This is a genomic window from Legionella sp. (genome assembly GCF_965140895.1).
Classification (GTDB): Bacteria; Pseudomonadota; Gammaproteobacteria; order Legionellales; family Legionellaceae; genus Legionella.
Genome location: NZ_CBCSKT010000022.1, coordinates 1 through 26,380 on the forward strand (window position 1 = coordinate 1; position 26,380 = coordinate 26,380).

Below are 26,380 nucleotides of genomic sequence, written 5' to 3' on the forward strand. Positions count from 1 at the left end.
ATAAAATTCACGGATTATACACACGTAAAACGGCTTTATTTAAAGAATTTGTTGCTGCGGCCATGATAAAGATGCTTTAAAATTGGCCCATTCATAATTTCGAACGTTAAATCAATAGGACCAGAAAAAGACAAACCGCTTACTTTCCACTCAAGGTTAAACAACCTATTAGCATCACTCAATACCCCTGATTTTCATCTCTCAATCAGTCTGCCACGCCAAATTATTAAGCGAATAAATCTCTATTATAAAAAAATCATATGATTATTTTTTAGTCTATAATCACTAAATAAATACTCCTTAGACATTTTATGGGCATTCATGTGATGAAAGAAGAAAAACCAACCAATGCAATCCATAGACCGTTAGGAAGCTCATTTGAGGTAAACGATGCCATATTATCGTCGATGTCTCGAAGTGCTCGCCTAAGCAAAGGCGCCATGAATTATTCAGATACCCTTGAACAAGGTGCCCAAATTAATAATGAGCTAGTCATTTTGCAACAGTTTAACCTGGTGGTATTTCTTAAAATAATGCAAGAATTCCAGGAAATTAGTCGTATTTATAACCCTGATGAGCGTTTCTCTCATAAATTAAGCATGCTTCTCGAAATGGAGCGAGAACTGGAAGCCAAACACAAGCAAACTCAATTTTTATATGCGGAACAAGAGCGTCAACGAATATCCAAAAACCAAGAACAAGTAAATCAGCAATCACATGATCAGGATGCAAAACACAGACAGCTCATGAATGAGCTAGAAATGCTACAGCAACTGCAACACGAATTACAACATTTGCGCGAAACTCATTATGCCCGACAAAACGTTCTGTATGATGAACTGTCTACCATGCGTGAAGAACAAATGGATGAAATGCTGAAAGTTGCTCGTAAATCTGACGACATTTCCCCCAAACAGCTCGCACGTTTAGAAGAAATACAAGAGAAACATCAACGATGTAAAGAACAAATTGATAAAATGCCAACTACCGATGCCCATGGTAAATTCGATTGGGATCGGGCCAAACTGAAAGAGGAAGCGCAGAAGAAACTAAACGAGGAGACCAACAGAGAATTAACGGATTGGGCATATGACAACCGTCATGTTAATGGCGTGCAACCCTGTTTCCAAAAGCATCAGGTTAAGATTGAAGGGCAAGAAAAAATTATCGCAAAAAATGAACGTGGGTTCAAAACTCAAGAGGCGAGACTGCAAGAGCAAATCGAAATAAAACACAATGCGACTAAAGTAGCACAACAAATTTCTGAGAGCGTTGCTCTCATTGAGCAAATGGATAAATCAAAGTTAAGTTCTCAAGAAAGAGCTACCATTGAAAGTCTATCGACTGAATTAGAAAAATGCAAACATGACTTGGCATCCTCACAATCGTTAAAGACACAACAGAATATACTAACATCCTGTGTCAGTAACCTTAAAGAAATCGATGCAATTATTAAACCTGGCACTGCCAATTCAGAACCATATAAAGCATTTCAAAATTCTATAAACGACCTCGAAAAAAAACTGTCAGTTCATTCAAATAGAGCGCCTAACCTGACAATGGATAAAGTAAGAACTCAAACAAGTCTTTCAGAACATGGCGTGAACAATATTTCAACGCCCCCTGATATTTCTGCTCCCCATGGGTTTTCGCATTATAAGTCAACGTATAAAGAAATGCGCTCTGAAGGCAGAGTGAATAACGAATCGTTAACGCAACTAAAGCAAATCATCAACGAAGAATTTCAACCCGTAGTCGGATATGCGGGAATCGAAGATGAAGATGCGGAAATGATACAAGCATTACAAGATAATTTAGCAAAAGTACTTTCATGTAATGATATTTCAAAGCTTGATTCCGAGTTACTTCAAGATATCATTAACCCTATTAGCAATTTAGGAGAAAAATACACGTTAATAGAGGATAGTTTAAAAAAAATCAGTTCCCTATGTACTAAAATAGAACAGCCCCATCAACCACAAATAAATGATGAAAATACCAATACCAATCAATGCCGAATATAATTTTTATGATTAATTTGCGCTGACTTTAGTGTTTTTTATGATCGAAATTTGATAAGATGGTACGTTTTAAAATTTTTATGGAGAAAACAATGTCTAAAATCGCCGAATTTTGGGATGCTTTTGCAACCAAAAACAACGAGAAGCTGATTAAATTAATTAAAGAAAATCCCGCACTTGTTAATGAAACACAGCCTACCAATAAATTCTCGTTCCTCTTGCACTCACTCCTTAGCGCAAGACCTCAAGAATTACTCGCATGCATTGTTACCTCTCCTGTACTTAATTTCAATCATGAACAAAAAACCGATCAAACTACAACGCGTAAAGTGCTAATAGAGTCAGCTCAAGCCAATTTAATTGGGTTAGTTTTAGACAGTCCTAAATTCTTATTTTCTAATAATGAACTAGCTTATTCTTTAGCAATTCAACTACATAAAAAATTCGCGGACTCTTATGAGGAACGATCTAAAAAAGACCCCAATACTCCTACGGCTAAAGATCACAAAGCCAAAAGAGATAATTTAGCTACAATCATTCCTATGCTTCGCGAAGCAACGGCTAAGTATGCGACCGAAAATAATGATAATGGTTTACTAAAACGCCTAGCTGAAGCCGAAAAAAGTGCTTCCAAACCCGTGGAGCTAAACCCTAACAGTATATTCGCCAAAAACCAAAAACCAAAACAAACTGCGGAAGAAATACTGCAAAAGGATTTAGCCGATTTGCAAGAACAATTAAAAAAATTACGTGCTGATCATGTAAAAACTCAAGGCAAACTTAATGAAGGAATACAAGAAGAACATCAGGCATTTATAAAAGAAACTCAAGCTATGATTCGTAAATAACTGTTCGGCAGATAGTATCAAAATGAAGTAACGTAATAGCCCCGGGATCGAGTTCTGACTCAAGTTCCTCAATTGCGAATTGCGCTGTATGAAAAGCAACCCCACAATGAACTATGTCTTGATGGGGTTGGAAATCTGCCATGAATCGGTTTACTATCGAATTTAAAGGCATAATTCCAGTATGAATGAGCGTTACCCAGAATTAGTGCAGGCTCTTGTAGCCTGCAACTTTATTAGATAGTGGGACTAAATGGTCTCTCTTCAATTTTTTCCATTTTGTCCTTGCCTTCAAATTTCACATTATCAAATCGGCTTTTAAAGTCACCTGTGGTTGCAACTTCACTCTTTTTTACCTCTAAAGCATCCTTAATGCCCAAAGACTCTTCAAGTATATTGTTGATGCAAGCTTTAAGCTTATTCCATATACCAGGGGCAGCTATGAGTGTTGGTTGATGTTGATGAATGGCATTAACACTTGCCTCACAGAAATCATGGAACGCTTTGTTATATTGTACTGCAGACATTACTCCAGAGCCAGTCAAGCCATGTACGGCTTGTGTTCTTGTATCAAATGTATGCATAGCTGTTCTCAACGAGTCTTTTAGGGCTTGAAGTGCATACTTCATTTCAGTATCAAGAGCTAAGCTTTTGTTTTTTTGAACCGCGTTAATTTCACTAACCAATTCGCCAACATATTGATAAAACTGTGGTTTTTCTGTAATTTTGTTAGCAAGCTCATTAACGCCTTCTTTAGCCATTTTTGTAAGTTTGTCAAAAAATCCCATAATATCCCCCTAAAAGGCAAACCTTGATTAAAAAAACAAGAGAACAATTTGTGCCCAATTAGAGCATTAATCGTTAAATACAGTATATAGCTTTTTACTTAAGGCTTTATTAACGCTTTGAGGGTTGTGAAAATATTTGTACAGCAACCTAGCGGGGGTTATGCGGAAAACCTTTATCGTTTTGATGCTGCAATGCTGCTTGGTTATCTATTTAAAGAAAACCTGGTTGCAAGCAACCAGATTTATAATTTATTTCTTCGCAGGAATTTTTTCAGGGACAAACTCTATATTTTTTACAAAACATTTTGTTTCACCGCTCCAGGGTAATGTGTAGGCATCACAGTGGTAGGTAACAATAACATGTTTGTTATTTTCCATCGCATAATCTGCTTTCTTCACTAAGTCCGATTTAAATTGGCCCAAAGTAAAATAAAATGCACGCCCACTCACACCACTAGCATTTTCAAGCCCACCTAAAACCATTTCTCCTTCATAGGTCCCCCAAAACTTCCCTTCCTTTGCTACTTTAACAATAATTCCTGATTTCTGCCCTTTTTGCACGCTCCAACAACCGGTTAAACACGCACTTAAGAGCAGTAAAAAAGTCATCGATATTATTTTTTTCATTTATTCATTCCTTGCTATAAATCGGTTGTACTAATATATACTTGTATGATTTAGCTAGCAAATAAACTTATATATTCTAATGCTGCAGTCCAACTGAGGTGGTCAAGCAAAACGATACAACCCAGTTAAGCTACTTTTTTTAATTGAGACCTCTGCAACTCATATTGATTTGGTGCTAAATAGTTCAAAGAAGAATGCAGTCGTCTGCTGTTATAAAACATCGCGATGTAATTCAATATATCCTGTTGTGCCTCATATCTTGTTTGGTAATGTTTCCACTGAACTGGCTCTTGCTTTAAGCTGCCAAATTGCCAAATTGCCATTTCAAGCGCATCACAGACCAACGAGGCTTTCATTCGAGAACTCAGGCTCCATCCAACTATTTTTCTGGAATATAAGTCCAGAACAACCGCTAAATACAACCAGCCTTCCTGAGTCCAGACGTAAGTGATATCAGATACGTACGCTTTATTACGACCCACGGGATATCCAAGGGCATTTAGCGCGTCGACTCCCATAGCAATACTGGGATGATTCAGCAATCTTCTTTACCCATTCTAACAATTCCTCACGCTCTGGATTATTAGGTTTAGTGGGCTGACGTTTCATATAACCATAATAACTGTTACGCCTTACACCCAATAGCCGACACATAAGGTCAACTGGCCAAATCTTCTTATGTTGGGTGATAAACGAATACTTTATTTCGTTTCTCGAGCAAAGAAGAGGGCGGCAGATTCAACCGTTCATTGCTCGCAAAAACCCGAACCAATTCCTTTAATTATAGTTGAGTTCCTGGTGGAGCGTTCTAAAGAGCCGTGTCAGGAAAATAATCGTCAATTAAAATAAATGCTCCCGTTTTATTCACGATTACCTCTGCACCATATTTAAGGTTGTGAAAATAATTATGTAGCAAATCGGCCGTTTGAGATACCAAACGATGGGAGGACATCACCGATAGATGGCCGTGCCGGTCTAAAACACTTAATGAGTCTGGATGTTTAGCAACATACTCTTCAATATACCCAGAAATTCCTGGAACAATGGCATCTTCGGTAGCAATAAAAAAATGATAATGGCTGAATGCGCTTTTTATTATTTGGTCTTTAAGTTGCAAAAGAAACTCACTGTCAATTTCCATTTCTCTTACCGAATCTGAAAACCAGGATAATGGTTTCATCGCCAGATAAGAGCCATTGAATGGAGCGCCCACGGTAATGACCCAGGGAACTTCAACACTGAGGTCCGCCGCTAAAAACTCAGCAAAATAAGAGGCAACTAATCCTCCTCGAGAATGAGCCATGAGAATGACTCGTTGATGTTGATTGATTTTTATTTTGTCTCTTATTTGTTCAGCAAAGGACTCAATGCTTCGCCCATGATAGCGCCGATCAAATGCAATTAAATTCAAGGAAGAAATTTCTTCCGGAAGGCCGATTTGCAGCAAACGTTCAGCCACTCGCTCAAAGGCGGAAGAGTGGTCCGCGGTGCCATGAATAAAATAAATTGCCGTTTCTAGTTCTGGATTTTGCTCTTTTTTTTGATAAGACGGATTTTGATAGTATTTATCACCGGAGGTAGATGTTAGCCAATAATAGCTATGCGCAAAAATCCCGGTGAGCGCAACTGGTTGTTTTGTCTTTGCTGTATCAATAACGCTTCTTAGCATAGTAAACTCCCTTTTAATTATTCATCCTTATTGTTTATTAACTAATAAATCTGACGTAGATACTGCCTTGTGCGGCTGTAACGGAGTCAAACCCTCCTTATTTTTTTGTTCTAAGCTCACGACTAAATTCTGGCTCTCTTGAATTTTAGCTAATAAATACTATAACCACATTGGATTTAAACTGCGTGTGGCAAAATGCAAGCAATTTCCTCAATTTTAGCCTGTCTGAACGTTTTAGGCCCCTGTTGCTGCTGAAAAAGAACTACTCGAATTAATGATGGTAAATGTCTGCGACAGACATGACATGGTCGCATTATTCTATCCACGAGGCACGAACCGTCGGCAAACCAACCTTAAATCGTCTATTTCAGAATAGAAGAGGCTTTGTTTAATTCTTGCCAATACGTCGGTAGGGAAAGTAGCAAGTCCTTGGGCATCTCCGGCGATGGAGGGGTTTGTGGCGAGGCATTTACAGATCCAAAAAATACAAAACATAGCGTTTTGTATCAAAATACTATATTATTCGATTTTTTGGAGAGTAATATGGGCATTGTAAAAATTTCCGCTGAATTACATGAAGCCACTAAACTCATGGCACGAGCAATGAGTCGCTCTATTAATTCACAAGCGGAATATTGGATCAGAATAGGAAAATTGGCAGAGGAAAATCCATCAATTACCTATCCTGAAATTCTTAAAATGTTAATAACCCAAGCATCCCTAGGTGAAATGAACGATGTTAATGAAGACTGCTGAAGCAATAGAAAAAATGCGGGTTGCCGGTAAATTAGCGGCCTCAGTACTGCAGATGATAGAACCTTATGTTGTTACTGGTGTAAGCACGAACAAGCTTGAACAATTATGCCGGCAATATATTATTGAAGACTTGCAAGCGATTCCCTCCACCTTAAATCATTATGGCTTTCCTGCCTGCATTTGTACCTCCATCAACCATGTGGTTTGCCATGGCATCCCTTCCGATAAACCGGTTAAAGAAGGCGATATTATTAATATTGACGTTACAGTGCAAAAAGATGACTACATCGGGGATACCAGTAAAATGTTTCTAGTGGGTGCGGTCAAACCCTTTGCGAAAAGGCTGGTCGAAGTTAGCCAAGAATGCTTGTATAAAGCCATTGCTCTTGTGCGCCCAGGAACCCGGCTGGGTGATATCGGCAGCATTATCCAAAAACATGCAGAACAAAATGGGTATTCAGTAGTGAGGGAATACGGTGGGCATGGTATTGGCAGATCCATGTGGGAGGAGCCTGAGGTCATGCATTATGGCAAAGCCAATACCGGGCTTGAGCTACAAGCAGGAATGACCTTCACGATTGAACCCATGCTTAATCTGGGTCGTAAAGAAATTAAAACATTGGGAGATGGTTGGACAGTTGTCACTAAGGATCATAAATTATCGGCGCAATGGGAACATACCATTTTGGTGACCGATGATGGGTATGAGGTGCTGAGCTTGAGACCTGAGGAGCAACTGTTATTCCTAACATAACGCTCAACCTAATTAACCCAATGAGATTGGCATCCGGCTACGCGCTTCGTTCTAATCAACTCACCTTACGCACCAGTTATTGATTAATTTATAAAAATGCGTATCTTTTGTCCGTTGTTTTATAAGGGCAAAAAATGAAACCAGATCTTTTAGACATCTACAGCGATTATTTAATCAGTCAAAATCACGATGCAATAGCCACAGGATTAACGGCAATGTTCGATGGTGAAATTAGTCATGATCAAGTGAGTAGGCACCTAAGGTCCGGTGTGAGCCTGGGTCAAAGGAATTATGGTGCTACATCAAGGCAGATGTACGATGTCATGAGCAACCATCAGCAAGAATGAACTGTTTCGGGCGCGGCTCAAGCAAGCTGTTAACAATCAGGTGCTTTTTGATTACATCCTATCGGATAATTGGTTTGGCTCCAAAGCAAACATGACCTTGATTCATCTAAGCAAAATGCAAGCTTATCTAAATCGCCAACCAAGACCATCAGAACTCAACGCAATCATTTGTTTGCATCAATCATTGCATACTGCAAACTTGAATTGCTGAAAGTAAAAACCTCTTTGAATCACTTTGCTATCAAACAAAAACGATTACTGAAGGCTAATCAAATCATGTCCAATGAGCTACAGTTACTGAGAGCCTCTGCGTAAGGTGAGCTATAATCTAAGTATTACTTAGATTATAGAAGACCCAATTGAAAAGATAATTAACTAGATGGTTCACCGCATTTATTGTTTACACTAAATGATTAAGCAATAAAGAGGGTTCACTGTTTATGATAGGTATTGCCGTTTGTTTCGCATTCATAAACCCATGACGTTCACAGTCATTTATAAAATAAAAGAGCTTTTCAAAATAATTATCAATATTCAAAAACCCTATTTTTTTATCAAGCTCGCCTATTTTGATGGCATTCCATGTCTCGATTGCTTCTTCAAGAGTACCCAACCCTCCAGGCATGGTAATAAAAGCATCAGCCAACTGTTGCAGCATTTTTTTCCGTTCCTGCATTGAATCAACTATATGCAGTTGGTCCAGCCCGTCCAAGTACTTTTCTTTATCCAATAGATGGGAAGTTATAACCCCGATGACTTTACCACCTAATTCGTTTACCGTAGTTGCCAAAAGCCCCATCATTCCTAAACTTGAACCGCCATAAATCAAGGTCAGATCGCGACTAACAAGTTCATGTGCAAGTTGAATAGCTGCCTGTTCAAATGCCTTACTATTACCTAAATTCGCACCAAGATAAACACAAACTGCTTTCATAACAACCTCATCAAAAGAAAAATAAAGCTTGGCTAATTTTTTTTATGCTTTAAGTTCTTTTTCGCTGATATTAGCTATATATAGTGCAATCCCGGACGAGGCCGCCGTTGGCCCCTAATCCGGACTACGTTTATTGCTATTTCTTTCTATATAAGTCTTTAATTAATAATTTAATATTTTCTCTCGCCGCACCTTCATTCGCCATCTTTAAACGCGTCACGCCTATAAGGGAATCACTCATTTTGGCAACATAAGAGCTTTTAATGGTTTTATCAAAAATCGGCTTAGGTTCTTTTGCAGCGAACAACTTATAGTTAACGATTAGTGTTGATTTAAAATCCAAACCTATTACGGGTCTTTCAAATCTTACAATCGTTGCTTTTAAAGAATATGTTCCCGGTTTTATGCCATGAGACAATTGTGCATGCTGAAGCGATTTCTCCAATGCTGCTTTAAAATTTTCATTGCTAATTTCTGATGCGAGTAATGGATTAATTGTATGCCCACCCTTTACTTCACTAACCGTTATCCCATGGATGAAATTTTTGTTCACCGGTTTATGGGTATAAGAATGACTATAAGTCATGGAATCAGTTGTTGCATTGATTCCGCAGCTGGATAAGACAACGCAGCAAGCAAAGATCGCGAAAAAGGAAAGAATGTTTTTTTTCATGGTAATACTCCTTATAAAATAATCTAACGAGGGACGAACGTTGAAATGATTCTTCATCGATGATGACCAAACTCACCAGGAATTAGTTTATAAATTAATAACTGTTTGATTAGTGTTTTCACGGTGAAGAATATTCTACTTTTCCATTAAAATTCCAAATACATAATAGTGTTGGACCTACTTATTTTAGGTAACCCGTTGAAGGCTAAAAATAAACGCTGCACATTCTCTTATACATTTTTATTAAAAGCAAGAACTTGGTTTTTTGGTTTTCAAAAAAAAACCTATTTGCCCGCTAATCACAAGAAAACAGAATCATGCCTCAATTTTGCCAATTCAAAATTCAAAACCCATTTCCAATTTTTATTTTTTATCTAAGGACGTTAAATTCATGGCTAAATAATTGATCTAAACCATTCAATTCAGCTAAACAGTGTTGTACTTCGTCTGTAATTACATAAGGAGTAGATTGCGCGGCAGGAATTAAGGAAGAAAAATGAACTATGGCATAAGTTCGCATGACACCACGAGAATTTAAATTGGTAACACGCAAACAGCCTTCTTGAAATAAGACCTCTACATCATAATGACCAAATAATAAGTAAATCCGCTTACTATTAAGTAAGCCCTGCAGTTTTTGAAGCACACTAGACTCTCTTGATGGTATTTTTTGGTTAACTTCACTCTTTTTGGCTTTAAAAAAAATGTCAGAAGGCACTACTGGAAGTTTTGAATACATTTATAAGTAATTATCTAAAACGAAATTAGACTCATTTTAAATTTAGATGATTTTTATGTAACCATTTTGGCGGAAACTGGATGCTTGAACAACTACTAAATATAAAAAAGTGTTGAAGATGCATCCTTGCTGTCCACGTGTTCGTGCTATATATGCCAGGGCTATTCTAAGTGCAATTCTTTTTCCATAATTTATCTAATTTAATCAGGGGGCTACCTCCTATTCAGAGACACAAAAAGAAAGCATTTGCCCCATCACTACTCCATTAATTTATCACAACAGCCACAGGGCCTATTTAACTCAAAGTGCGCTTTAACTTTGGTATAGGAGTTATAACCTACTCTAGCTATCAGATTTAGCTTATTGGTATCAATACGTTTATCCTTAGTTAAAATTTCAGGATCAAGATGAATTCCAATAACTTTACCTATTATCATTCGATTAATTAAATCAGAATCCCTTGGTATTGGTAATTGGATAGACTCATGATAAATACATTCCAAACTAATAGGAGCCCCTTTTACCCTACGAGTTTTAATAAGCTCACCAGGTAAAGGCTCCACCTCTGCCATATCAAATTCGTTAATCCCCCGAGAAAAACCCAAAGAGGTAATATTCATTGCCTCTCTGCTACTATAACTAACCAAGTTGACAGTAAACTCCCCTGTTTCTTCAGCGTTTTTTAACGTGTCTTTGGCTCCACCTCCACTATGTGCTCCAGTTGTAGCAAACATGACCATCGGAGGATCATCACAAACAATATTAAAATAACTAAAAGGAGATAAATTATGGTTGCCTTCTATATCCTTAGTGCTGATCCATGCTATAGGCCTGGGAACAACACAAGCTTTAAATATTCCCTTAGGCAATTTCTCTGATGCGTGTAAAAACATGCTCCTGTATTCCTTAAAATATGTTCTACTTACAGTTGAAAACTATTAGAAAGCTCATAATGCAACGTAAAAATAATCGTTGGAGCATTGCTAAGGATTCCAAAAAGATATGGAATATATTGTTACACTCTGTCCCGATTTCATAAGAGCCCTAAACATCTAACTCTGAGTCTTTCAAATTTAAACAATTAACTAAGCCGCGCCAATTTAAACTTAAAGTTACAAAAATGCAACTTTAAGTAAAATACAAACTTAGTATTGTAACTTTTTATGTTAAGTTGATGCTATTAAGATTTAAATATATACTTCCTAGCATATTTATAGGAGTCCTATATTGGAAAGAGAATATTTTGTTCATGGTTTTGCGCAAAGACTAACAATGCTTATGAAACAAATCAATTTGACCTCATCAGCCTCAAAGGCAGGAGTAAAAATTAGCGTACTGGCAGAAGTCTGTGATTGTTCTCATCAAATGGCTAGACGATATGTGTTAGGTGAAGCACTTCCAGAAATAGATATTATTTATAAAATAGCAAAATGGCTTAAAGTATCTCCTGGCTGGCTTTTGTTTGGTGAAGAAACTCAACCTCCTAGTAATGTCACTCAAAATAACCTAATTCAGATTGATTCTGATCTTTTTGAGTATATCTTAACCAAAAGCACGATGCTTCTTGAGCTAACACAAGATCCCGAAGAACTAGTGCATTTTATTGTGGATAGTGTAAACGATGCTACTCATATTAAAGCTGATAAAGAAGAACTGATGAAAATCATTGATATCTCTGTAAATTCTGCCATGCGTTTTAATGGACTCAGAAATGAACGAAAAATTAAAGCTAATCTATAGCGCCCCTGAGAAAGAAACCTCTGTTTTTTTGCATTCAGATATTGGTGATATCTTATTTGAATATCGGCGCTATATAAAAAATGTATTTTTACAAATCAAAGGACATTATGAAATAGCTTATTTTGGCATCAATATTATCAGTCCATCAAATGAACTTGTTTCATTCTCATCCATGCCACATATTGAATATAACCTAATTCAACAAGGTTTTTGGAAATACGATCCCCATTTTTCTTCAAGATTTTTAAATAAAAACACATTGTTTTGGTGGGATGACATTAAAACCCCGTTCGCAGAAGACATAAGACAGATAAAACTGATTAATAATCACTTTAGCGCAGGAATGACATTATCTAGGGAAATTAATCAATTTAACCTCCTATATTCTTATGCAACAAATTCCAAAAAGAAAAATTTAAAGGAGTATTACGATTCTCAGATTTTTGGGTTAATCGATATTGGGGATTATTTTTTTAAAGCTATCCTGAAATTATATTCAGAGTGTTATGGTAAAACCCCTTTACCGCAGCTAAATCAATTAAATTCCAAAGCTGTAGATCTTGGTATTCGATCTACCCTTCAACTTATAGTAAATAATTCATAACCATATAGGCAATACAATGAATTCATATGCAGTAATACAACTAGGTAATCCTTTGCTTAGAATGGTATCAGAACCCATTACAGATGATCTTTTTAGTTCTGAAGAATTGAAAGAGATGGAAACTATTCTTTTTAAAACTTTAGAAGAACAACAAGGTTTAGGATTAGCAGCCCCGCAAATTGCTATTCGCAAACGTGCCATTGTATTTGGCATGAAACAACATCCTGTATACACTGATTTGCCATCTATTCCCTTCACAGCCCTATTCAATCCCTCTTTCGAGCCTCTTTCTGATGAACTAGAAGAAGCATACGAAGGTTGTTTAAGCGTTGGCCAGTTAAGAGGGAAAGTTCCTCGTTATAAATCCATCGTTTATCGTGGCTATGATGTCAATGGAAATTTAATTGAACGAGAGGCATCAGATCTTCACGCACGCGTAGTACAGCATGAATACGACCATTTAGACGGTATAATTTTTCTAGATAGGGTTACTGATCATAGCTCTCTCGGTTTTCATGAAGAATTAATCCAAGCCGGAGCGTTACAAAGCAAGAAGATTGATTAATGTTTACAGTATCAAAAAAAACAATTATCGGCGGTGCTATTGGTAATGCCCTGGAAATGTATGATTATGTGATATGGGGATTATTCTCCGTTTATCTTTCTAAGGCATTTCTCCCCCCAAACTCCAAATTATCCGATATCTTTTTTCTATTTTTACTTACCTATATTCTGCGCCCTATAGGTAGTTTGATTGGTGGGGTATTGGCTGATCAGTTAGGTCGGAAGAAAATCCTTACTCTAAGCATTTTTTTGATGGGAATATGCACTAGTATTGTTGGTATCTTACCAACATATTCGCATATGGGTGTTACTACTATTTTTCTTTTATTATTTATCCGCGTAATTCAAGTGCTTGCCGTAAGCAGTGAGTACATTAGTTCTATTGCCTTATTAATTGAAAATTGCCCCCCCAAAAAAAGAGGATATTTTGGCTCATGGGCCGCCTTTGGTGTCAATGCTGGCGTTTTAGCTGCATCTCTATTCGGCGCATTAATTCTTTATTTAATCGATTTAAACATTCTCCCAGAATGGGGATGGCGATTGGCTTTTATCGTTGCCTTCTTGACGATGCTTATAGGTTTTTGGATCAGAAGCTCTCTGCCAGAGAGCCTTGAATTCATCGCAGCAAATGCACGCCATGAAAAAAGAGCGTTCTTAGATGTAATGTATGAAGCATTAACCATTTTTAAATCGCAAACATTTACTACACTTTTAGTATTTTCTTTAGTTTGTTTTGGCGTTTCTACTACTATATTGGTGTTTATCTACGCGCCCATACATATAAGTACCATCAATCACATACACAATACGCAATCATTTATTATTAATTCGATCAGTTTAACGTTACTTGTCTTGCTTATTCCTGTTTTTGGTATCGTTTCTGACTCATTGGGGCGAGTCAAAACCATACTTATCGGATGTATCACTATCTCTCTACTAAGCTTGCCCTATTTCAACATATTGTCATCAAGCAATTTTTATCAAATTTTGCTAGCCCATACTTTTATAGCAATCCCTTGTGCAAGCATTTTTGCAGTAACTCCAGTATTAATTACCGAGATCTTCCCCTTATCAATCAGATGTTCAATTACCAATTTAATTTATTCATTGGCCGCGTGCATTGGCGGCGGCATAACTCCATTAATTGCTTTCAAACTCGTACCTTATGGAAGTAATTTTCCAGGCTTGATTCTTGTTCTGCTTGGAGGTATTAATGTTTTATTCATGGGGCTTTATTTGAAAAAAAATTGTGGGGCTGGTTTGAATAGTCACCTAAAACTCCAAAAAAATATTTGAATTCAAAGCTTAAGCCCCCCCCCCCCAGTGTGCTCATCTAAACAAAATTAGATGCATTTTTTGTTTACGCCCATCAAATGAGCCTCTAAAAAGTCAAGCTCCGCGAACATCGAACACCTAAAAGCTCGCTCTTAATATCAATGCAGTGCTTGCCGTATTACCGGGTGTGACGGTTATGCTACACGAGCCAGCTGGTTCTAATAGTCCACTACAGGTTGATGAGGTATAAGACAGAGGGTTATATTAAGCCGAGATGCCGTACCCGTAGCAGAAATGTTAAAAAATCGCCCGCTGCCCGCCGCTGCGGTTTGATTTACCAGGAATACCAACAGGGCACATAATGAAATCAAAGTACGCGTTAAAACATTTTGTTTGTCCAATCCTAAAAATAGCATGGGATATCCTTATCATTGCCAGGAATCCCTGACTTCGGCGAGAGAGACTGTTTGTTTCAAACTCATGATCGTGGGTTTAAATTCAAAATTCAAGGGCTGACACGAGATCCTCACGCTCTTGAATATTCCCGTTTAATCTCATTGAAATAATACGCATAGCACTACATAATGATCTTCCTTTAAACAAAATTCATTAACAAGGTACATTATGCCCCAAAATAACATTTCACGGAGAAATTCAAAAACCAGTGATAATCCAATGAGTAAAAATCAATTTGTCTTTAAATTTTCTCCATTCCTCACAAATTTGGATAATGATCCTTCAATAATAAAATATCAATTCCATTTAAAATTCGATAAAAACAAAGAGTTGGGCCACCCGGAGCCTGTACATAAATCATCAAAGAAACATTCATCTAAGGCAAAATTCATATTGCCAACTACGAGGCAGACTACTTATGTTACCAATCATGCTCTCTCTCCCGCATCTGCTGCAACCCCAAGCCTCTATAACAACGCGAGTTCGCCAGTATTTTTTACAGCTTCGCAAGGTATGAATCCTGATTTATCGCGACAAACAACAAACTTTGATACATCTGCTACGAGAAAACTTCCTGTAGTACCTAGTATCGAGAAGAAGAAAATCAAAATTTCCAATTTGCTTAATAACGAAATGTTAGATGAGAAAATATTAGACGTAGCAACTATCAAGGCCTTAACCGAAACATTTAGGGCATCGGCGGACACACTGGAAAAGGAATGGTCTACACCAAGGCTCCGCTAAACATATTGGGGGACAAACCCTGATTACAGATACTTTCATCAGGAGTGCTTAGGCAGCTCCTCTAAGCATTGTGGTAAATTATCCAGATATTTAAATACTTAATTTACCACTATTGCATATTTTTAAAATCAATATAGAATGCCCGGCGCAAAATGGAAAAAAATAAAAAACTAATAGCTCAACACGATTATTTTGATAGCGAAGAATATCAAAAACTTGATGTGGTAAAGGTATTAAATGGAAAGGGATTGTTATTTTCATTTATATTTTTTGGTCTGTTTGTTACCACACCAAATTTAATATCCCTGCTTCAGAAGCCCTGAGTAAATGATTTATCCTTTAAGTGCGGCAATTTCTTCCTCATTAAAGACACGCGAACGAGTTAAAAAACGTATGCCTTCAGGTGCTTCCAGTGAAAATCCAGAACCCCGTCCTGAAACCACATCAATAATTAGTTGCGTGTGTTGCCAATAAGCAAATTGCGATGCACTCATATAAACTGGAGTCCCCTTAATATCTCCCAAACATACATCACTAGCACCTAGTTTAAATTCATTTCGCAAATAACACATAGGTGCACTGCCATCACAGCAACCGCCTGATTGATGAAATAATAATGCACCATGCTCTTGAGTTAATTTGTGGAGCCACTCCTCTGCCAAGGGGGTGGCGATTACCCGAGCAGGCGCATTCATGATTAAAAGAATCCTAAGGGTTTGGCCGCATAGCTAACCAATAAATTTTTAGTCTGCTGGTAATGATCTAACATCATTCGATGGTTCTCGCGACCTATACCGGATTGTTTGTAGCCCCCAAATGCAGAATGGGCGGGGTATAAATGATAACAATTAGTCCATACACGTCCTGCTTGTATCGCACGCCCTACTCTAAAGGCTCTATTCTGATCACGCGTCCACAAGCCGGCACCTAAACCATATAAAGTATCATTGGCAATTTCGATGGCATCATTTTCATCATTAAAGGAGGTCACACAGAGCACGGGACCAAAAATTTCTTCTTGGAAAACACGCATCTTATTATGGCCCTCAATAATTGTGGGCTGAACATAAAAGCCCTCATTTAAGTCTGATGATAAATGAGCAGCTTCGCCACCAGTAAGAATGACTCCCCCCTCTTCTTTTGCCAAGGCAATGTACGATAAGATTTTTTCTTTTTGATCATTCGATGCTTGAGCGCCGATCATAGTTTCGGTATCTAAAGGATTCCCTTGTTTGATTAATCGAACTCGCTCAATAGCATGAGGTAAAAATTCTTTGTAAATCTTCTTATCAATTAATGCCCTAGATGGACAGGTACAGACCTCGCCCTGATTCAGCGCAAACATGCTAAATCCTTCCAATGTTTTTTGAAAGAAATCATCTGGTTCACTCATGACGTCGGCAAAAAATAAATTCGGTGATTTACCCCCCAATTCCAGGGTTACCGGAATTAAATTTTCTGAAGCATATTGCATGATGAGGCGACCCGTAGTGGTTTCTCCCGTAAAGGCAATTTTAGCTATGCGCTTGTTGCTCGCCAAAGGCTTACCAGCCTCCACACCAAAACCATTAACAATATTTAAAACACCTGGAGGCAATAAGTCTTGAATCAGCTCAGCAACAACTAAAATACTGGCTGGTGTTTGTTCGGCAGGTTTCATGACCACACAATTCCCCGCAGCCAAGGCAGGAGCTAATTTCCAAGCAGCCATCAGGATAGGGAAATTCCAAGGAATAATCTGACCAACGACTCCTAAGGGTTCATGAAAATGATAAGCAACCGTTTGCTCATCTATCTCGGAAAGGGTACCTTCTTGGGCGCGGATACATCCAGCGAAATAACGAAAATGATCAATAGCTAAAGGAATGTCCGCCGCTAAGGTTTCACGAATCGGTTTTCCATTATCCCACGTTTCTGCAACGGCTAACATTTCTAAATTAGCTTCAAGACGATCCGCGATACGATTTAGGATAAGGGCTCGCTGGGCGGCAGGCATTTTCCCCCAACCCGCTTTGGCTTTATGCGCCGCATCCAAAGCCAACTCAATATCTTCTGCAGTAGAACGAGGAATCTCACAGAATTTTTGACCATTAACCGGGCTAATGTTATCAAAATAATTCCCACGTTGTGGAGGAACCCATTCACCATTAATGAAATTATGGTAACGGGATTTAAAATTAACTTTTGCACCGGCTTGATTAGGATTGCTATATTTCATGTTATTTCCTATCTAAGTAAATTTAAGAGTCCATCCTCAACAATCTATTCAATACATTGCACGATATTATGTGTAAAAAATAGAACTCATACGGGCATATTTAACTATTTATTCCATGATCGAAATATAACCAATATTTTTTACTCCTAACATAAATCAATAGCTCGAAATGGAGGGTTCGTCAAGTTGCGCTCATCCCTCGAATAGCCGTATATCGTGTTTAAAACGATACATTCTCGCAAGCAAGGAGTAATCATGACAGGCCGTGAATAGCTGATTATTTAAACAACCTGTTCAAAGGTTTCTGTACAATTATTTGCTTTCCTTAATAAAACCATAATAGTAAACCGTTATTATTTTCCTTTTATTAATTTTGGAAATATGATGGACGTCCATGAGGCAATCGAGACATTGCAAAAAGAACTAGGTTATAAAGTCAGCCCTATTGGTAGCTGTCAAGGATTCTCTCTTCGCTGGCTCGAAGCCTGCTTTCTTAAGGAGGAAAATATCTTTGATGCTCGAATTCACAAGATAGTCAATCAACTGGATACCATTGGTGAAGCAATTAATAAAGCCCAAGCAAAGCCGGTAAAAGAACGGACTCAAGAAGAGATGCAATTACTTGAGATCCCCACATTTTACGTAAGCCTTGGGTTATATCAAATGCCAGAAGATTACGCCTCACTTTTTGGGGAGGTATATCATCAGCCGGAAATGAAACGTATTTCTGCCCTTGCCTCTTCGGAGAAAATCCTCTCGCGCGGGGGATTAGACAAAATTGTTTCAGACATTTATACCCAGGATGAGTTTAAAAGCTATTTGGATTCATTAGAACAATTAATCAACCAGTGTGATTTGTCCTCGGAAGATACTATAGGGCTAACTCTATCCACTTCCTATCATACCAATGCCCTCACATACACCCCAGGGGACGGATGGAAATTTATGGACATAAATACATACCCTTCGCAAGTTTTTCCTGCGGGTTCAACATCAGAATTAATGAGTAGAATCCAGGAGGATTTTGCTATCGTCTCTGGCTCTAGACCTATTGCTATTAGCGCGACTATTTTTACCGTAGGTCTGCAAGAAGAGAAAAATCAATCACTCAAAAAATCATTAGGCTTACTTAAAGAAAAACATAGTAAATCAAGAGCCATTCCTGAACCTGAAAAGGCAATTTATTTAGCTCAACTTGCTGCAATAAATGGTGATGCCGCACTGATTACCCAGCTTTATACCCAAAGCTCTCTGAGTACAAAAAATAGTGATGGATTGACAATCCACTATCTCGCTGCCACGAATGGTCATGCGGACGTTATTGATGTGTTAGGGGAACTTGGAGTAGATTTAGACGAGGAGAATGAGAATGGAGCAACCGCCGTTTTTATTGCCGCAGCCAATAATCACGACCAGGTTATTAAAAAACTTTCCTCTTATGGAGCTAATCTTAATGCATCTTATGAGCAACAAACCGCACTTTATGTTGCAACTTCCTGTGGGCATTTTGAGGCTGTAAAAGCTTTAGTAGAAGGTGGGGCTGATCTGGATTCAGCGTTCAGTGAAAAGATGTCTCCTCCTATTTTTACTACCATCAAAAAGAAGCATATAGAGATTCTTGCTTATTTGATACACTCCGGTGCTGATGTCAATGTAATGCATGAAGAGATTACACCACTATTTTTTGCTGTCATATTAGACAATATCGAAGCTGTTCAACAATTAATAAACGCCAGCGACATTGATCTTGATATTTCTTGCATGGATTCAATTGATGATTTATACGATTTTGTTCAATTTATGGGAGATGAGGCGACTACCAGAGCGGTTAATTTTATCAAAATGCAATCGGATCCCAATAATATAAAAGTCACGGCTAGAGATATTGCGCAGATTAAAGGAAATGATGAAATCGCCCAGCTTATTAAGCAAGAACAAGATAAGAGGGCCAATCAAAATTTATTAATTCAGCAAAACAATTTCTGCTTTTTCGAAGACCAAAATTCTTCTCTAAAGAAACGGAAGCGCCAAAATCCACTAGATGAGGAAGCTCATAAGTCTCTTAAAGTAGATGGCACGTCGAGCAGCAAAACAAGTCCTGGACTGTAATTTTGGGAGCATTCTTTAATGCATTTCTATTCCATTTTACAGCTCGCGATTCAAGGTCATAGATCTGAATGGACATCTTTATAATGCATAGGCTAGTTCTACTGTAATTAAATGATGTCCTTTAATAATCGCTCCGAAGCGGGGGTAAAGAATTCGTATGTCTCATGGCGATTTTACCAAAGTTCAAAAACCTACCACCTTTCTGAGAGAGTCACGATTAAAAGCCTACTCGACCCAGATAAAAACAATTAAAGATTATTTTGTCACTCTAGGTTATTTTTGATCAATAAACTAAAAGGTTGGTGTATACTAGACTCCAATTTAAATATTCGTTGTTGGCATGCAACTTAGCCTGAAAAGGATTTTTATGAATAACACCAAAACCACATATAAGTATTTGACTTTATTAGCTATGGCTTATATGACATTAAAGTTGGTAACCATTTTACTCATATATAAGGTAATTAAAATTGGTTCGATTTCTTTTACAGCGTCTACTGTAGTTATTCCGTTTTGGTTCTTTTTAGGCACTATAATTGCTGAAGGTTACGGATATGTGGTGGCCCGACATGTCATCTGGATGGCGATTATTTTTCAATTTATATTTGCATTAATTTGTACTTCCTTAACCTATGTTCATTCACCAGATTGGGTAAACCAGGCTGCATATGAATATATTTTTGGAAAACTTCCTCGAGTAACTATAGCAAGCTTTATTGCAATCCTGTGTGGTGCATTTATCAATGCTTATTCCCTTGCAAAATATAAAATTTTGTCTAAAGGAAAGCGCTTTTGGCTTAGAAGTCTAAAATCTTCGGTGATAGGCGAACTTGTATTTACAGTGATTGCTTATCTTTCTGAATTTATAGGAATGATCCCTTTTCAACAAATTATTTATCTTATGATGATTTCTTTTCTGGTAAAAGTTACCTTCAGCGCACTTTTAGTGGTTCCCTCTATATTGGCTACAAAAATGCTAAAAAAAGCGGAAGGAATTAATGTATTTGACTATAACACTAATTTTAATCCATTTAAGTTTAGTCTCAATGAAAAAAACAATAATACCCATGAATGTGAAATGACCAATGTGCTCCCTTTCTCCACTAGAACACAGTCAATTCAATAAGTAAGGAAAATAAAATGAAAACGCAATACGTCACTCTCTTTTCTGGGGAGGATAATAAATCCTATTTCAAAGAAGAAACGCCTGTTTATGAAAAAGCACATCCTTTAGGGATGTATTCAAAAATAATCCCTACTAAAGGTGCGCGATTTAGAACGTTTAAAGCAGGTTCTCAATATGATTGGCATAATGCCCCACAACCCCAATATATTATATATCTTGAAGGAGAGGTTGAGGTTGAAGCAAGTGGAGGCGAAAAGCGCGTTTTTAAAGCAGGAGATGTATTGTTTGCTACAGATCTAACTGGCAAAGGACATGTAGCAAAAACTCTTACAGATGGAAAATCAATCATAATAACTACTCAGGATCCGTCCGAAGAAGAGTCTAATTCTTTCTCGGCAAGTTCAAAGCTATAAAAAATCATCTTCCTGCTTATGTTTAGAATTTACTATTCAAGAAGATAGTAAATTCTTTATCCATTGATTATTTCAGATCTATAGAAGTAGCCAATTTTGTATGCATCTTCGGGGGAGCATTGTTTAAGAAAACTCTTATCTTTTACTACTTCTGGCACTGTATAATCTTTTATTACTCCTGATTCTCGATCTTTTATGCAAAGAAGCGTGGTATTTTTTTCAGAAAATTTATGACCTACAATTTTATATCTAGGCTCTTTTAATTCTTCAAAGTTGCAATAATGTATGAGCTGCGTATCCTTTGGAGAAAACTCCTTTAATAAAACTTCATCTTCTGCTATTTCGCGAGGAGTATAGGGCACTACTTTTCCAGTACCATTAATTTGGATTATTAATTCATATTTACCATTAACACGCTTCACATCCGTTATTTCATAAGCAGAAATTTCTTTAATTTGAGAGCAAAATAGGTGATATTTTTTAATCCACCAGAAAAAATGTGCATTAAGCTTTGATAAATATTTGATCATAAAAAACTCAATTCAATGACTTTCACAATATAATCTAACTTCGGTAATCACGCCTATTACTTTGTCTTTTTCCATAAGTAGAGCCGGTTTTAAGTGATGAAGATCGGGAGAGAGAGGCTTAATAAATCTATCTGTTGTATCTGTTATTAATTGTCGCACTATTGTTTCAGGATAATTTTGGAGTTTAACAACAACATAACTTCCATGATGAGGAGTTCTCGATGGATCAACTAACAATGTTGCTCCCTTAGGAATTAGAGGGTCCATAGAGCTGTCGGGCATATACATGGCAAATGATCGTTCTCCAAGATTGGTATCAGCAATGACATATTGAGTAATATTTTCTTCAATGATGGGCCATAAATTGACTTGCAATGTACTAATTAATGGAATGCTTTTTATAGCTTTTTTGCTAGACAATAAAGAAGGTATTAAATCCACCCCACGTAATTGATTGATAGTAAGATCGAAATAATCGGCAATCGGTTGAAGTGTACTAATTCGTGGATTCTTATATACACCTGTAGCAATACGTTGAATAGTCGGTTGAGGTAAGTTTACACGGCGTGCAAGTTCAGCAACTGTTATTTCATGTATTTCAATTAATTTTTGAATCACTTCACTTAATTGGAAGTTTTTAACCGCGCTTAAAGACATAAATCCGCCTTATATTATATAAAGGTATATTTAATTACCAAAAATACATTGACATCATATTTAGGCATTAAATATACTTTGAGTATGCTAAAAAATACCATTATTGTTTGCTTTAGTATATCTTGTATGTGCGATAAATCAAGAATCCTGAAAGTAGTTCATGGCCTATTGCATTTATCAGTACCAATGATACGGAAGGAAATTCTAATTTAGAGCCTTTTAATTATTTTAATATTGTCAGTGTAATTTTATAAGTATTCATGAGTAGCCGCGCTGAAAATATCGGCCTCATAGAGGTACCCGAAAAATGTAAAAAGAGGGATTCGTGGATAGGATAAAAAATAAGCTTAATAATTTTGGAATTAATAAGAATACTAGAATGTTCTTTATGCTCAAAAAGGAGAGTCTAATACAACAGGTTTTAATAAATACCTTAATGATTAGAAATAACTGTCTCATAGACGATCTAGCCAAAATACTTAATATCGATGCGAAAAAGCTTCATCGAGTATGGCAGGGAAACGATAAGTTGACAGATAAAAAATCAACTGAACTTATCCACCTCTTTTATATCCTAACCAATTCGATAGAAGGATAGAATTTATGCTCGGGGTCAAGCCCTGAGAGATCCTCACAAAAATTAATCATAGTGAAGGATCTCGCTTTGTGTCTGTAAAGAAGAGAGGTAAAGCATCTCAAGCATTAATTCAAATTCCTGTTGTTTGAGAGTAAGTTTTTTCATTAAAGCTCGTCTGCCAAGAAATACCAGAGATAAAGCATTCTTAGTCTTGGCGGAGTGAGCTTGAAAGTCAGCGGTTTTTCCAATGAATTGAGTAAATAATCCTGCAAGCCATGCAACAAAAGTGGCTAAAGCAGCGATTAAAAGTAGAATATTCATTCGCTGAGGGCATCGCATAAGTCTGTTCTTAAGTCCTAATCCATAGTAGGAACATTTTGTGTCCCTTATATTTTCATCAATCCTCATTCTTTGGCAATAGATAGTACCAATTAAATCCGGGTTAAGTGTTGCTTGCTTAAGGGAGGTTACTAATACCCAAGGTTCTTTAGATGCTTTAAGCAGGCACCACTAAATAGCTCGAATTAATTGAGGTATTTTCTAAAATTAATGCAAAAAGCAAAGCTTGACCCTTTGGGGACTTGGCTTATTTTTGCGAGTTAAAATTTTATTTGGCACAACAGAACGTCTAAAGGATCATCACCTCAATCTTAAAAAGTAGTCACCCTCATAATTTTTTTCAACATTTTCATGAGAATCAAATTCAAAATCCACCTTTAGTTTATCCATTTTACCGCGTCCTTCGATCTCCAATTCCTGCAATACATCTCTTTTAAGCACCTCCTCCAGCCCTGAGTCTCTGGCTTCTTTAATTTGATAATCAAAGTTATAAAATATATAAAACCCAAAGCTATCACCTCTTTGAGAATAGAATGCAAAGACCTTATGAATGTTTTTTAGCTTATATTTATTCACTATACGCTCGCAAATATCACTTAAGCCACGATTTCGTTTAGCATCTTCCGCATCCGCTCTTGCAAAATCTGCCTCTGTAGGTATACGTCTAGTCATGTAATAAAGCCTCCCATGTCCACTGATTTTTTTGTTCAAATTTATAACCAAGATCTTTAAGAAAATCCACTTCTCTTTCAAAGAAAGAATTCATCTTTGCTTTAAGTGGATTATGCGAAAAAAGAATCTGTTTCCCTTGGCTTATTTGTTGTGTAAGAAATGTTTTATTTATTTTCCAAGTTTCATCTATTGAAAGCCCTTTAGTTACTTCATTCCATTTATCAACTTTAAAATAAGTGGCATCGTAATGAGAAGCAACCCTTTGATAACTAGTTCCTTCCTTTGCAAAATGCCCTAATACTAATCTATCACTTTCAGCATTTCTAGTTGCATTAAAGGCAACATCTTCATACCACTCTGGGCTTTTCCACATTGGGGAAGCTTTATTTGGAGCCGTTTTCCCACCTAATAAACCAACCTTCGAACCAGTCTTTCCTAGCCCTTTTAATGCAGTGTATGCTAATTTGCCTCCAGGCACTAATCCTAATGCGGCAAGACCTCGATTAATGCGCTCCCCAGAAAACAGCTCTTTACCAGACCATACTTCCTCCGCAGCTTTTAATTGCCCCACAATAGGAATAAAATCCAATGCCATAGAGCCTGCCATTTTTAAATAATCAGACGGGGTTAGTGATGTACCTGTTTCTGAAGCAGGTGAGCTCTCAGGGCTTGACCCCATAGACTTTTATCTGTGACTGTTAACACATTAAAAATTTGGTAAAAAAAACAGGCGTGGCGTTACCAATTAACAAGGAATTTCTAAGGAGTGCCCCTTTGAGCTTCTGTTGATGGGTGTCCCTAGTCCCCATGTCTTCTCATTTTGGTATCTGCCAAATTTCTCTTGTTTTGTCGGATAAAATAAATTTATATTGAATTATTTTCCCATCAAAAGTTGTATAACCATAGAGACGTTGAGAGGAAACATAATTAATATCCGATTCACCAAGATAAATAAACCCAGAAAAAGTACTACTTATTTCATTGTCAACAAAGTTATACTGTTCTAAATATAATTGATCTGCTGAAAGACCATATGCTTCATATTCACTACCAACACTACAAGTAACATATTGACTTAAAAATATTATATCTTTTCGATTTTTTCCAAGACTAGACCATAAAAAAAACTTGGCGCCATCAGTATTCATCGTAAGATTATTGAAATCATGAAAAACAGCTGTTCTGGTAGGTAAAAATTTTTGAGCGTTGATATCATATAAATAAAGGTAATAACGCCCTATTTTGGCAATAGTTTCATATTCCCCCCCCCCCCAGAGCAGGCAGTTTCCTTCCACTTCTCACTGCGCTCATTTTCTGCATAGAGGTAAACTCTAAATTTTTCCCCATTATGACCTTGTATCGTTAATCTGAATGGAGAGTTTTTGATTTTTTTTTGTAGCTCTGGAGTAACAATAAAAATATTTTGAGTCAAAGAGTTATTTGCATAATTATCCCTCACCGCAAAAAAAATACACAGAAAAAAAATAAACGTAGCTTTTTTATATGTTGTCATTTTTATATTCATTCCAATTAACGATATTTAGGTAAAATATACCTGGGTTGATAGGAGCTATCAGCCATACTTAATTTCTTTATAGAGGGATAAATCCTATCTATTTGCGCATTTGCCCAATTTATATCAGTTGCGTATTGACTATGCCCTGGCTTCATAGGGTTCCAGCGCATAGCATACAAAGTATTTTGTGACTTATTGATCCATTGTTTTGAAATAATTTCTGCTCCTCCTATAATGCCTTTCTCTACTGTATTCCATCCATGTTCATCAGCAAATTTGGCTCCGGAACTTACTGCATGTCTATCATTAGCCCCCAGCCCGAAGAAATTATTATTCTCAATAGCAAGTTTACTTTTTCCGTCTTTAGACTCATGCAACGCATGGGCAACAAGATAAACAGGATTAACGTTATTAGCTTTCGAGGCTTGTAAAAACACAGCGCCTTTTCCCCTAAGCACTCCCGCGTCTTTTAATAAAACGTCTAATTGTTCTGCACTAACTTCTCCCTGAAATCGTAAGTCCAAAAATTGTATTCTTTTCACTGGATCTGCAAACTGGCTGTCAACATCCATAAACCGACGCGTTTGTTCGCGAGAAGCATCTGCGAATGGTTGCTTCTTTTTACCGATCCAATATTGTGGTTTGTCACGCAAACTCATTTGTTTGTTTAAGGCCTCTTCAAATGAA

At 37.1% G+C, this 26,380-nt stretch carries 31 protein-coding genes and 2 pseudogenes; 14 read left to right on the plus strand and 19 right to left on the minus strand.

Annotated features, from left to right (window positions below):
• The first annotated feature begins 326 nt into the window (after positions 1-326).
• Both ACQY7T_RS02785 and ACQY7T_RS02790 read left to right on the plus strand, forming a co-directional pair.
• Positions 327-2,024 carry a hypothetical protein gene (locus tag ACQY7T_RS02785; RefSeq protein WP_428411194.1) on the plus strand — a complete coding sequence of 566 codons (1,698 nt, stop codon included), beginning with the start codon at positions 327-329 and terminating at the stop codon, positions 2,022-2,024.
• 89 nt (positions 2,025-2,113) lie between these two features.
• Positions 2,114-2,869, plus strand: a complete 756-nt coding sequence (locus ACQY7T_RS02790) for a hypothetical protein (protein WP_428411195.1) — start codon at positions 2,114-2,116, stop codon at positions 2,867-2,869.
• A 233-nt stretch (positions 2,870-3,102) separates the two neighbouring features.
• On the opposite strand, the gene ACQY7T_RS02795 is transcribed toward ACQY7T_RS02790, so the two are convergent.
• From ACQY7T_RS02795 to ACQY7T_RS02810, 4 genes and pseudogenes are all read right to left on the minus strand, one after another.
• A complete protein-coding gene (locus ACQY7T_RS02795) occupies positions 3,103-3,654 on the minus strand; it encodes a hypothetical protein (RefSeq protein ID WP_428411196.1) in 552 nt (183 codons plus the stop codon).
• 249 nt (positions 3,655-3,903) lie between these two features.
• Positions 3,904-4,281 (minus strand): hypothetical protein, encoded by a 378-nt coding sequence (locus ACQY7T_RS02800; RefSeq protein ID WP_428411197.1) that lies wholly within the window; start codon positions 4,279-4,281, stop codon positions 3,904-3,906.
• A gap of 125 nt (positions 4,282-4,406) precedes the next feature.
• Positions 4,407-5,007: pseudogene (locus ACQY7T_RS02805) on the minus strand (DDE-type integrase/transposase/recombinase); the annotation flags it as partial.
• A gap of 82 nt (positions 5,008-5,089) precedes the next feature.
• Positions 5,090-5,950 (minus strand): alpha/beta hydrolase, encoded by an 861-nt coding sequence (locus tag ACQY7T_RS02810; RefSeq protein ID WP_428411198.1) that lies wholly within the window; start codon positions 5,948-5,950, stop codon positions 5,090-5,092.
• 543 nt (positions 5,951-6,493) lie between these two features.
• Here ACQY7T_RS02810 and ACQY7T_RS02815 point away from each other — a divergent pair.
• From ACQY7T_RS02815 to ACQY7T_RS02825, 3 genes and pseudogenes are all read left to right on the plus strand, one after another.
• On the plus strand, positions 6,494-6,706 hold the full coding sequence (locus ACQY7T_RS02815; protein ID WP_428411199.1) for a ParD-like family protein: 213 nt from the start codon (positions 6,494-6,496) through the stop codon (positions 6,704-6,706).
• Positions 6,687-7,460, plus strand: coding sequence for a type I methionyl aminopeptidase (map, locus tag ACQY7T_RS02820; protein ID WP_428411200.1), 774 nt, complete (start codon positions 6,687-6,689; stop codon positions 7,458-7,460). Before ACQY7T_RS02815 ends, map begins: the two co-directional genes overlap by 20 nt.
• Positions 7,461-7,594: 134 nt before the next feature.
• Positions 7,595-8,122, plus strand: a pseudogene (locus ACQY7T_RS02825) (hypothetical protein).
• 85 nt (positions 8,123-8,207) lie between these two features.
• On the opposite strand, the gene ACQY7T_RS02830 reads toward ACQY7T_RS02825, so the two are convergent.
• The 4 genes from ACQY7T_RS02830 to ACQY7T_RS02845 all read right to left on the minus strand — a co-directional run bounded on the left by ACQY7T_RS02830 (position 8,208) and on the right by ACQY7T_RS02845 (position 11,046).
• Complete coding sequence (locus ACQY7T_RS02830) at positions 8,208-8,741, minus strand: TIGR00730 family Rossman fold protein (protein WP_428411201.1); 534 nt, start codon at positions 8,739-8,741, stop codon at positions 8,208-8,210.
• A 136-nt stretch (positions 8,742-8,877) separates the two neighbouring features.
• Entirely contained in the window at positions 8,878-9,414 is a 537-nt protein-coding gene (locus ACQY7T_RS02835) for a hypothetical protein (protein ID WP_428411202.1), read from the minus strand.
• A 370-nt stretch (positions 9,415-9,784) separates the two neighbouring features.
• A complete protein-coding gene (locus ACQY7T_RS02840; protein ID WP_428411203.1) occupies positions 9,785-10,060 on the minus strand; it encodes a hypothetical protein in 276 nt (91 codons plus the stop codon).
• A 350-nt stretch (positions 10,061-10,410) separates the two neighbouring features.
• On the minus strand, positions 10,411-11,046 hold the full coding sequence (locus tag ACQY7T_RS02845; protein WP_428411204.1) for a flavin reductase family protein: 636 nt from the start codon (positions 11,044-11,046) through the stop codon (positions 10,411-10,413).
• A 334-nt stretch (positions 11,047-11,380) separates the two neighbouring features.
• Between ACQY7T_RS02845 and ACQY7T_RS02850 the strand changes: the two genes are divergently transcribed.
• Genes ACQY7T_RS02850 through ACQY7T_RS02865 form a run of 4 tightly spaced genes read left to right on the plus strand, consistent with a single transcriptional unit; the run spans position 11,381 to position 14,357 of the window.
• Entirely contained in the window at positions 11,381-11,893 is a 513-nt protein-coding gene (locus ACQY7T_RS02850) for a helix-turn-helix domain-containing protein (RefSeq protein ID WP_428411205.1), read from the plus strand.
• Complete coding sequence (locus ACQY7T_RS02855; RefSeq protein ID WP_428411206.1) at positions 11,865-12,497, plus strand: hypothetical protein; 633 nt, start codon at positions 11,865-11,867, stop codon at positions 12,495-12,497. Before ACQY7T_RS02850 ends, ACQY7T_RS02855 begins: the two co-directional genes overlap by 29 nt.
• Positions 12,498-12,513: 16 nt before the next feature.
• Positions 12,514-13,062: a peptide deformylase gene (gene def / locus ACQY7T_RS02860; protein ID WP_428411207.1), complete on the plus strand. Its 549-nt coding sequence runs from the start codon at positions 12,514-12,516 to the stop codon at positions 13,060-13,062.
• On the plus strand, positions 13,062-14,357 hold the full coding sequence (locus ACQY7T_RS02865) for an MFS transporter (protein ID WP_428411208.1): 1,296 nt from the start codon (positions 13,062-13,064) through the stop codon (positions 14,355-14,357). The genes def and ACQY7T_RS02865 overlap by 1 nt, the downstream gene beginning before the upstream one ends.
• Before the next feature lie 197 nt (positions 14,358-14,554).
• Here ACQY7T_RS02865 and ACQY7T_RS02870 read toward each other — a convergent pair whose 3' ends face one another.
• Positions 14,555-14,752, minus strand: a complete 198-nt coding sequence (locus ACQY7T_RS02870; protein ID WP_428411209.1) for a hypothetical protein — start codon at positions 14,750-14,752, stop codon at positions 14,555-14,557.
• Positions 14,753-15,011: 259 nt separating this feature from the next.
• Between ACQY7T_RS02870 and ACQY7T_RS02875 the strand changes: the two genes are divergently transcribed.
• Complete coding sequence (locus tag ACQY7T_RS02875; protein ID WP_428411210.1) at positions 15,012-15,536, plus strand: hypothetical protein; 525 nt, start codon at positions 15,012-15,014, stop codon at positions 15,534-15,536.
• Between the two features lie 152 nt (positions 15,537-15,688).
• Positions 15,689-15,859 (plus strand): hypothetical protein, encoded by a 171-nt coding sequence (locus ACQY7T_RS02880; RefSeq protein WP_428411211.1) that lies wholly within the window; start codon positions 15,689-15,691, stop codon positions 15,857-15,859.
• Positions 15,860-15,868: 9 nt separating this feature from the next.
• On the opposite strand, the gene ACQY7T_RS02885 is transcribed toward ACQY7T_RS02880, so the two are convergent.
• A complete protein-coding gene (locus ACQY7T_RS02885) occupies positions 15,869-16,231 on the minus strand; it encodes a DUF779 domain-containing protein (RefSeq protein WP_428411212.1) in 363 nt (120 codons plus the stop codon).
• 2 nt (positions 16,232-16,233) lie between these two features.
• On the minus strand, positions 16,234-17,754 hold the full coding sequence (exaC, locus tag ACQY7T_RS02890) for an acetaldehyde dehydrogenase ExaC (RefSeq protein ID WP_428411213.1): 1,521 nt from the start codon (positions 17,752-17,754) through the stop codon (positions 16,234-16,236).
• Positions 17,755-18,135: 381 nt separating this feature from the next.
• Between exaC and ACQY7T_RS02895 the strand changes: the two genes are divergently transcribed.
• The 3 genes from ACQY7T_RS02895 to ACQY7T_RS02905 all read left to right on the plus strand — a co-directional run bounded on the left by ACQY7T_RS02895 (position 18,136) and on the right by ACQY7T_RS02905 (position 21,402).
• Positions 18,136-19,863, plus strand: coding sequence for an ankyrin repeat domain-containing protein (locus ACQY7T_RS02895; RefSeq protein WP_428411214.1), 1,728 nt, complete (start codon positions 18,136-18,138; stop codon positions 19,861-19,863).
• A gap of 367 nt (positions 19,864-20,230) precedes the next feature.
• Positions 20,231-20,989, plus strand: a complete 759-nt coding sequence (locus tag ACQY7T_RS02900; RefSeq protein WP_428411215.1) for a queuosine precursor transporter — start codon at positions 20,231-20,233, stop codon at positions 20,987-20,989.
• 14 nt (positions 20,990-21,003) lie between these two features.
• Positions 21,004-21,402 carry a hypothetical protein gene (locus ACQY7T_RS02905; protein ID WP_428411216.1) on the plus strand — a complete coding sequence of 133 codons (399 nt, stop codon included), beginning with the start codon at positions 21,004-21,006 and terminating at the stop codon, positions 21,400-21,402.
• Between the two features lie 56 nt (positions 21,403-21,458).
• On the opposite strand, the gene ACQY7T_RS02910 is transcribed toward ACQY7T_RS02905, so the two are convergent.
• The 8 genes from ACQY7T_RS02910 to ACQY7T_RS02945 form a co-directional block, all read right to left on the minus strand.
• Positions 21,459-21,932: a hypothetical protein gene (locus ACQY7T_RS02910; RefSeq protein ID WP_428411217.1), complete on the minus strand. Its 474-nt coding sequence runs from the start codon at positions 21,930-21,932 to the stop codon at positions 21,459-21,461.
• Positions 21,933-21,944: 12 nt separating this feature from the next.
• Entirely contained in the window at positions 21,945-22,589 is a 645-nt protein-coding gene (locus ACQY7T_RS02915; RefSeq protein WP_428411218.1) for a LexA family protein, read from the minus strand.
• A 640-nt stretch (positions 22,590-23,229) separates the two neighbouring features.
• Positions 23,230-23,487 (minus strand): hypothetical protein, encoded by a 258-nt coding sequence (locus ACQY7T_RS02920; protein WP_428411219.1) that lies wholly within the window; start codon positions 23,485-23,487, stop codon positions 23,230-23,232.
• Between the two features lie 318 nt (positions 23,488-23,805).
• Positions 23,806-24,177 (minus strand): hypothetical protein, encoded by a 372-nt coding sequence (locus ACQY7T_RS02925; protein ID WP_428411220.1) that lies wholly within the window; start codon positions 24,175-24,177, stop codon positions 23,806-23,808.
• Positions 24,170-24,772: a pre-toxin TG domain-containing protein gene (locus ACQY7T_RS02930; RefSeq protein WP_428411221.1), complete on the minus strand. Its 603-nt coding sequence runs from the start codon at positions 24,770-24,772 to the stop codon at positions 24,170-24,172. Before ACQY7T_RS02930 ends, ACQY7T_RS02925 begins: the two co-directional genes overlap by 8 nt.
• 220 nt (positions 24,773-24,992) lie before the next feature.
• Positions 24,993-25,472, minus strand: a complete 480-nt coding sequence (locus tag ACQY7T_RS02935; protein ID WP_428411222.1) for a hypothetical protein — start codon at positions 25,470-25,472, stop codon at positions 24,993-24,995.
• The gene (locus ACQY7T_RS02940) at positions 25,415-25,690 is read right to left on the minus strand and encodes a hypothetical protein (RefSeq protein ID WP_428411223.1); all 276 of its coding nucleotides are present in this window, start codon (positions 25,688-25,690) and stop codon (positions 25,415-25,417) included. The genes ACQY7T_RS02935 and ACQY7T_RS02940 overlap by 58 nt, the downstream gene beginning before the upstream one ends.
• 17 nt (positions 25,691-25,707) lie before the next feature.
• On the minus strand, positions 25,708-26,380 hold a 673-nt coding region (locus ACQY7T_RS02945; protein WP_428411224.1), incomplete at its 5' end, for an N-acetylglucosaminidase.

Coding starts and splice junctions, on each gene's coding strand:
- ACQY7T_RS02785 (WP_428411194.1), top strand. CDS start 327: ATGAAAGAAGAAAAACCAACCAATGCAATCCATAGACCGTTAGGAAGC.
- ACQY7T_RS02790 (WP_428411195.1), top strand. CDS start 2,114: ATGTCTAAAATCGCCGAATTTTGGGATGCTTTTGCAACCAAAAACAAC.
- ACQY7T_RS02795 (WP_428411196.1), bottom strand. CDS start 3,654: ATGGGATTTTTTGACAAACTTACAAAAATGGCTAAAGAAGGCGTTAAT.
- ACQY7T_RS02800 (WP_428411197.1), bottom strand. CDS start 4,281: ATGAAAAAAATAATATCGATGACTTTTTTACTGCTCTTAAGTGCGTGT.
- ACQY7T_RS02810 (WP_428411198.1), bottom strand. CDS start 5,950: ATGCTAAGAAGCGTTATTGATACAGCAAAGACAAAACAACCAGTTGCG.
- ACQY7T_RS02815 (WP_428411199.1), top strand. CDS start 6,494: ATGGGCATTGTAAAAATTTCCGCTGAATTACATGAAGCCACTAAACTC.
- map (WP_428411200.1), top strand. CDS start 6,687: ATGTTAATGAAGACTGCTGAAGCAATAGAAAAAATGCGGGTTGCCGGT.
- ACQY7T_RS02830 (WP_428411201.1), bottom strand. CDS start 8,741: ATGAAAGCAGTTTGTGTTTATCTTGGTGCGAATTTAGGTAATAGTAAG.
- ACQY7T_RS02835 (WP_428411202.1), bottom strand. CDS start 9,414: ATGAAAAAAAACATTCTTTCCTTTTTCGCGATCTTTGCTTGCTGCGTT.
- ACQY7T_RS02845 (WP_428411204.1), bottom strand. CDS start 11,046: ATGTTTTTACACGCATCAGAGAAATTGCCTAAGGGAATATTTAAAGCT.
- ACQY7T_RS02855 (WP_428411206.1), top strand. CDS start 11,865: ATGAACGAAAAATTAAAGCTAATCTATAGCGCCCCTGAGAAAGAAACC.
- def (WP_428411207.1), top strand. CDS start 12,514: ATGAATTCATATGCAGTAATACAACTAGGTAATCCTTTGCTTAGAATG.
- ACQY7T_RS02865 (WP_428411208.1), top strand. CDS start 13,062: ATGTTTACAGTATCAAAAAAAACAATTATCGGCGGTGCTATTGGTAAT.
- ACQY7T_RS02870 (WP_428411209.1), bottom strand. CDS start 14,752: ATGCTATTTTTAGGATTGGACAAACAAAATGTTTTAACGCGTACTTTG.
- ACQY7T_RS02875 (WP_428411210.1), top strand. CDS start 15,012: ATGAGTAAAAATCAATTTGTCTTTAAATTTTCTCCATTCCTCACAAAT.
- ACQY7T_RS02880 (WP_428411211.1), top strand. CDS start 15,689: ATGGAAAAAAATAAAAAACTAATAGCTCAACACGATTATTTTGATAGC.
- ACQY7T_RS02885 (WP_428411212.1), bottom strand. CDS start 16,231: ATGAATGCGCCTGCTCGGGTAATCGCCACCCCCTTGGCAGAGGAGTGG.
- exaC (WP_428411213.1), bottom strand. CDS start 17,754: ATGAAATATAGCAATCCTAATCAAGCCGGTGCAAAAGTTAATTTTAAA.
- ACQY7T_RS02895 (WP_428411214.1), top strand. CDS start 18,136: ATGATGGACGTCCATGAGGCAATCGAGACATTGCAAAAAGAACTAGGT.
- ACQY7T_RS02900 (WP_428411215.1), top strand. CDS start 20,231: ATGAATAACACCAAAACCACATATAAGTATTTGACTTTATTAGCTATG.
- ACQY7T_RS02905 (WP_428411216.1), top strand. CDS start 21,004: ATGAAAACGCAATACGTCACTCTCTTTTCTGGGGAGGATAATAAATCC.
- ACQY7T_RS02910 (WP_428411217.1), bottom strand. CDS start 21,932: ATGATCAAATATTTATCAAAGCTTAATGCACATTTTTTCTGGTGGATT.
- ACQY7T_RS02915 (WP_428411218.1), bottom strand. CDS start 22,589: ATGTCTTTAAGCGCGGTTAAAAACTTCCAATTAAGTGAAGTGATTCAA.
- ACQY7T_RS02920 (WP_428411219.1), bottom strand. CDS start 23,487: ATGAATATTCTACTTTTAATCGCTGCTTTAGCCACTTTTGTTGCATGG.
- ACQY7T_RS02925 (WP_428411220.1), bottom strand. CDS start 24,177: ATGACTAGACGTATACCTACAGAGGCAGATTTTGCAAGAGCGGATGCG.
- ACQY7T_RS02930 (WP_428411221.1), bottom strand. CDS start 24,772: ATGGCATTGGATTTTATTCCTATTGTGGGGCAATTAAAAGCTGCGGAG.
- ACQY7T_RS02940 (WP_428411223.1), bottom strand. CDS start 25,690: ATGACAACATATAAAAAAGCTACGTTTATTTTTTTTCTGTGTATTTTT.